The sequence below is a fragment of the uncultured Campylobacter sp. genome (assembly GCF_938030685.1).
In the GTDB taxonomy this organism is placed as follows: domain Bacteria; phylum Campylobacterota; class Campylobacteria; order Campylobacterales; family Campylobacteraceae; genus Campylobacter_B.
Genome location: NZ_CALHHX010000166.1, coordinates 1 through 5,838, shown reverse-complemented (window position 1 = coordinate 5,838; position 5,838 = coordinate 1). Strand labels below are relative to the sequence as shown.

The window sequence follows — 5,838 nt, the reverse complement described above, 5'->3', positions numbered from 1 at the left end:
GTTTTGCGTAAAAATCGCATTTTGCGCCGCGATCGCGTTGAGTACGCTGACGCAAAAGCTCGAAGGCGAAACGCTTTCCCTCATCGAGCCGAGCAGGTTAAAACAGCGGTTGATCTCGCCGAGACGCGAGCAAAAAACGAGCGGCAGCTCCGAGTGCTGCGTCGCGGCATTATCGTCTGTTTTGAAATTTTGCCTTGCCGAATTTAAGGAATTTTCATTTGAAAAATCCTGCGGCGACAGGTTTTGCGCGGCGGCCTGGCTTTTATTCGCATCTAAATCTTGCGACGTAGAATTTAAGGAGCTTTTCTCGGCTAAGCTCTGCGGCGTATTTTGCGAAATTTCGCCTAAAAGCGAGATGCAAAGTTTCGCCCCAAGCCCCAAGCGGCGGCGCTGCAACGGCGGGATGTGCGCAAGAGCCGGCTTTTTCTTTAAAGCTTCGAGTGCTAAAATTTCCTCTTTTAAGCGGGCAGCGATTTCTAAATTTTCTACAGAGCTATTTTGTAAAGCTTCGTCCTCGCGCGCGGCGAAATTTTTATAAAGCTCCGCCGCCTCTTCGGAGTTGCAATCAAAAGCGCGCGAGGAGTTAAATTTAGACGCATCCGCTTCTTGTTTTAATCCTAGCTCCGAGTGGGGCTTAATAGAATTTTCATCAAAACCTTCTGTAGCAAGGTCACAACCCGCGTTTTCGTTATTTTTGCACGCTGCAAAATTTGCGGAATTGATAGAATTCTGCTCGCAGTCCAAAATATCTGTAAAATCTTGCGTAGAATTTGCCGTAAAATCATACGTAAAATTTTGACCTGTATCGCAAGAGAGATCGGAATTTTCGCCTAAGCTTACTTCGGAAATTCCGTCCGAGCAAGCGGCGAGATTTTTATAGAACTCCGCCGGCTCGCCCGAAATTATCGCGCTTGCGTAAGATATACCGAAGCTTAGTTTATTTTGCAATATAGCCTCTTAGTGTGACACCGCTCATTATCGTGCCTACGCCGCATTCAAACTCTTTGTCGCTCACGAAAACGTTTTTGTAATAGTAGCTCGTGATATTGACGACCTTGTTGCCGCCCTCTTTTTTGGCACGATCTTGAAAGCTAAGTAGTGCCGATAAAAACGCACGGTTGCATGCGGCTTGATCGCTCTTGCCAACGCCGTTTGCTTTTTTGTTCGAGCTTAGCTGCTGCGTGATCTTTCTGCCTGCGGATTTGTTGCCGAAGTAGAATTTTATGTTTGGATCAAGCTTGGCTTTGGCATCTGGCTCTGCGAGTGCCGCAGCGATCGGGAAGCGCACGATATCGTTTTTGGCATAAGCCGAATTAGCGACAAAAAGCGTCGCAACTACGAAAAATAGAAATTTTTTCATTTTCTCTCCTTTAGTCGATAAATTTTTTAAAAATCAAAGATGTGTTCACGCCGCCGAAAGCGAAGTTGTTATTCATAACGTAGTCCGTCTTTATTTCTTGCGGCTTCGTGAGGTACCTAAGCGGTGCGCACTGCGGATCGATATCACGTAAATTTAGATTCGGATAGAATAGCCCCTCATTCATCATCATCACCGAGATGAAACTCTCTAGCGCCCCGCACGCGCCCAAAGTATGGCCCAAATATCCCTTATAAGAGCTCACTGGCGTCTGCGAGCCTAAAATTTCATGCGTCGCCATAGATTCTGCGATGTCACCCTGTCTGGTCGCCGTAGCATGGGCGTTTACATGCCCGATGAGATCCGGCGAAATTGCGGCATCTTTGAGCGCCAGCTGCATCGCCGCGCGCATAGTCTCGCTCTGTGGGCGGGTGATATGCGTGCCGTCACAGGTCGTGCCGAAGCCCACTATCTCGGCGTGAATTTTAGCGCCGCGCGCAAGTGCGCTTCCTAGGCTTTCTAGCACGAACATAGCGCCGCCTTCGCCTAAAACCAGCCCATCACGCGCTATATCAAAAGGTGCGGGGCTTAGGGTAGGGGTGTCGTTTTTGCAGCTTGTGGCGTAGAGCTTATCAAATACGAATGCCTGGCTTGGGTGCAGCTCGTCCGCGCCGCCTGCCAGCATCATATCCGCAAGGCCGAATTTTATCGCTTCGTAGGAGTAGCCGATCGCTTGAGACGCGCTCGTGCACGCAGAGCTCGTGGGGATGAGCCTACCTTTTAGTCCGTAGTAGATCGCGATATTTGCAGCGACGGTGTGAGGCATCATCTTTACGTATGAGTTGGCGTTGAAGGTGCTATCCTTGCCATGCAAAATATCTATGACCTCGCCCGTAGCCTTTGCATCGCCGCTACAGCTACCCGCTGCGACGCCCATACGGCCGTCCTTTATGCGCTCATCTTCTAAAAGCCCCGCATCAGCCAGAGCTTCGCCTGCGGCATCGACGCCGAACATCGCTACCTTGCCCATCGAGCGGGTATCTTTGCGGCTCCAGTGTGCAGGCGGCGCGTAATTCGCTATCGGCGCGCCCAGCCTCGTATTTAGCTCCTCGCCGAAGATATCCCATTCGCTCATATAAACCACGGCGCTTTTTTGCTGCGCCAAATTCTGCTTTATGCTCGCCCAGTCCCGTCCGAATGCACAGACGTTGCCAAAACCCGTAATAACTACTCTATTTAACATAATCCACCGTCTATTTTAATAACCTCTTTTGTGATATATGCGGAATTTTCGCTTAGTAAAAACTCCACCAAATGCGCTACCTCGCTCGGCTCGCCGATGCGCCCTAGCGGAATCGCACTTAAAATTTGCTCGCTTGCAGTTTCGTTTATACCTTCGCTCATCGTCGTTTTGATGAGCCCAGGAGCCACGACGTTTACCGTGATCTTGCGGCTTGCAAGCTCTATCGCTAGCGATTTTGCCGCGGCGATTAGACCTCCTTTGCTAGCGGCGTAGTTGCTTTGACCGCGGTTGCCTGCAATTCCGCTAACCGAGCTCATCACGACGATACGCCCGCCCTTTTTGGCGCGGATCATCGGCATCAGCGCGGGCTTTATGACGTTGTAAAACCCGCCTAAATTCGTATCTATCACGCTTTGCCAATCCTCACGCTCGAACCACACGAAGGAGTTATCCCGCGTAATGCCAGCGTTTAGCACGATGCCCCAGTATGCGCCGTTTGCCTCTATCTCTGCTTCGATATGCTCCTGCGCCGCAGCGGTATCTGCGACGTCAAATTTCAAAATTTGAACTTCCGCTGCGCCTGCGTCCAAGCAGCGCTTCGCTACCTCTTTTAGCTTTGCTTCGTTGCGCCCGTTTAGCGCCAAGCCGTAGCCCTTTTGCGCTAAATTTAACGCGCACGCCTCGCCGATACCGCCGCTTGCTCCGGTAATTAAAATTCTCTTAGCCATTTATACTCTTTATCATTTCGTCGCTCGCGCGCATTACGCTAAGCGTGGCGCTTGCGATATGTTCGCCGCCGCAGCGGATCTCGCAGTCGAAGATATATAGCCCCTCGCCGTCGCTTACGCTCTGCCTTGCCGTCGTGATTACGCGCTCGCCCACCTTCAGGCTTGCGCGCGAAATATCCAGGTTTCGCACGCCCAGCAAAAACCCGAGCCTCACCTCGTCGTCGTTTCGATAACCCGAATACACGCCGATGCACTGCGCCATGATCTCCATATACGCGTAGCTGCCGAGTTCGCCGTTTTCGGTAAACGGCGAGTCCTCTTTAACGCTAAATACACAGCTCGCATATCCGTCGCTAATCTCTAAAATTTCATCTGCGAAGACCATATATCCGCTCTGCGGTAAGATGCTAGAAGCTCTCATATGCGTCCTATTATGGTTACGGCGTTGTCGCCGCCAAAAGCAAAGTTTAGATTCATCGCGGTATCTACGCGCGCCTTTTTTGCTTCGCATGCTAGATTAAATTTAGACAGCGCAGCCGGAATTTCGCTCATTTGCGAAGCTTGATCCGCAGCGTCTTTTAAAATTTTATCGTCCTCGCCTTGCAAAGCTTTAGACGCAGCCAAAATTTTATCCGCGCCGCTTTTTGAAATTTCACCCTGCGCGTTTTTCAAATTTTCATCGCCCAAGCTGCATGAAATTTGATCGTTCGCGCTGCTTAAAATTTCATCGTTTTGCTCGCCATGCCCCGCCTGCGCGCCGCGAAAAATTTCAGCCTCAGAGCCGCCCCAAATTTTATCATTCGTAAAATTCGGCGGGATCACGCCCTGTCTCATCGCCTCGTAGCACACGGCAAGCTCGATCACCCCCGCAGCGCCCAGGGTGTGTCCGATCGCCCATTTTGACGAGCTTGCGGGCGCTAAGGGCAGGGCGGCACTCATAGCCAGGGCCTCCATCGCGTCGTTAGCCGCAGTGCCGGTGCCGTGCAGATTTACGTAGTCCACGCTTTGCAGCCGCGCCGATTTTAGCGCGGTTTTGATCGCCGTGATCTGCATGCGTGCGCTAGGATCGGGCTTTGTGATGTGATAAGCGTCGGAGTTTGCTGCGTGAGCCAAAAGCGCGACGTCGCTTATGCGTTCGCGCGAAAGCACGAATGCACAGGCCCCTTCGCCTAGATTTGTACCTGTCCGCGCCTCTGAAAACGGCTTTAGCGGCTGCTCGCTTAAAATTTCAAGCGCGCTAAAGCCCTGCAGCGTGAGCTCGTCGAGTGCGTCGGCGCCGCCGAATACGACCGCGTCGCAAAGTCCCGCGTAGATGAGGCGCGAAGCTTCGATCAGAGCTTTGTTTCCGCTGGTACATGCACTCGAAACTCCAATCGCGACGGATTTTAGCCAGAAGCATTCGCGGATAAAATTTGCGGGGTTTGCGTGAGAGTTGCGCTCAAAGCAGAAGTTTTTAAATTTATCGTTTGCGGCTTTTGAAATTTTGGCGAAATTTTTGCCGTTTGGGGTAGGAATTTTACTGCACGGTGCGGGGCTTTGGCCGTCTTGTGAGATAAAATTTCCCGCGCCCTTATTGCAAGCGAAAAATTCCGCATAGTTTTCCTGCACGCCTGTGTTGGTGGTCGCAAACACCACGCCTACGCGGTGCGCGCCGAATTTTTGCACGGCTTGCTCGATCTGTCCTTGCACGCCGAGGCAGGCGTAAAGCGCCAGAGCGTTCGTGCGCGTGGCGTAGGCGCGATCTTTGATCCTCGGTAGCGCCGTATCTACGCGCCCGAAGATGAAATTTTTACCGCATACGCTAAGCTTTCGCAGCGCGGATCTTTTTTCGCACAGCGCGCCAAAAAGCTCTGCGGCGCTGTTTGCGCCCGCGCAGATGAGCCCGGGGCTACTTAGATACTGCGTCATATCGGCGCCCCTTTGCGTTTATGGTGAAATTCGCTTTATCCGCATTCTCAAGCAGGGCTAAGAATACGCGCTCGCTTTGCGAATCGGGCGGCAGGAAGCCGTCGTTGCGAAATTTAGCCTCGCCGCCTTTGATCGATAAAATTTTACGTGCGATCGGCGCGCCTAGCATATCGAGCCAGACGAGCTTGTAGCGGCTCTCCTCGCCGTTTGCGGGTGAAATTTTTGAGATCAGGGCTCTGCTTTTTACGCCGAGCTCGTCCGTCAGGATGAACTGTTTTTGGCTAAATTTCGCTATTTGCCCAGGCGCTTTGCGCGCGCATCCGCCTATAAAAAACGCGGCGCAGAGCAGAATGAAAGCCGTTTTAGAAATAGCGTAAAAACGATAAACAGGTCTCAAAAATTCTCCCTAAAAACGAGCGAAATCAAAATTTCGCCCTCCAAAATATAGCTCTTGTGTGACCACGCCCTACCGCGCTCATCAAGCGCCAAAGCCTCACCGCCAGCCCCACGCGCCAGCCCCACGCGATCAAGCGCGTAAAAACCTAGGCTTCGCGCCTTAATCAGCGCCTCTTTGATCGTGTAAATTTTATAAAAAACGAGCG

Annotated in this window: 8 protein-coding genes; all 8 read right to left on the bottom strand. The window is 51.8% G+C overall.

What is annotated here, in order from left to right; genetic code table 11:
- On the bottom strand, nt 1–948 hold a 948-nt coding region (locus Q0369_RS07365; RefSeq protein ID WP_298098048.1), incomplete at its 3' end, for a beta-ketoacyl synthase chain length factor.
- Nucleotides 938–1,360 (bottom strand): excinuclease ABC subunit A, encoded by a 423-nt coding sequence (locus tag Q0369_RS07360; RefSeq protein ID WP_297942267.1) that lies wholly within the window; start codon nt 1,358–1,360, stop codon nt 938–940. The genes Q0369_RS07365 and Q0369_RS07360, both read right to left, overlap by 11 nt.
- A 10-nt stretch (nt 1,361–1,370) precedes the next feature.
- Nucleotides 1,371–2,600, bottom strand: a complete 1,230-nt coding sequence (locus tag Q0369_RS07355; RefSeq protein ID WP_298098042.1) for a beta-ketoacyl-ACP synthase — start codon at nt 2,598–2,600, stop codon at nt 1,371–1,373.
- Nucleotides 2,594–3,328, bottom strand: a complete 735-nt coding sequence (gene fabG, locus Q0369_RS07350) for a 3-oxoacyl-ACP reductase FabG (RefSeq protein ID WP_298098039.1) — start codon at nt 3,326–3,328, stop codon at nt 2,594–2,596. The genes Q0369_RS07355 and fabG overlap by 7 nt, the downstream gene beginning before the upstream one ends.
- On the bottom strand, nt 3,321–3,749 hold the full coding sequence (locus tag Q0369_RS07345; RefSeq protein WP_298098034.1) for a hypothetical protein: 429 nt from the start codon (nt 3,747–3,749) through the stop codon (nt 3,321–3,323). The genes fabG and Q0369_RS07345 overlap by 8 nt, the downstream gene beginning before the upstream one ends.
- Nucleotides 3,746–5,236, bottom strand: a complete 1,491-nt coding sequence (locus Q0369_RS07340) for a beta-ketoacyl synthase N-terminal-like domain-containing protein (protein WP_298098031.1) — start codon at nt 5,234–5,236, stop codon at nt 3,746–3,748. The genes Q0369_RS07345 and Q0369_RS07340 overlap by 4 nt, the downstream gene beginning before the upstream one ends.
- Nucleotides 5,217–5,633 (bottom strand): hypothetical protein, encoded by a 417-nt coding sequence (locus Q0369_RS07335; RefSeq protein ID WP_298098028.1) that lies wholly within the window; start codon nt 5,631–5,633, stop codon nt 5,217–5,219. Before Q0369_RS07335 ends, Q0369_RS07340 begins: the two co-directional genes overlap by 20 nt.
- Nucleotides 5,630–5,838 (bottom strand): hypothetical protein (locus Q0369_RS07330; RefSeq protein WP_298098023.1); only part of this gene is annotated, 209 nt, incomplete at its 5' end. The genes Q0369_RS07330 and Q0369_RS07335, both read right to left, overlap by 4 nt.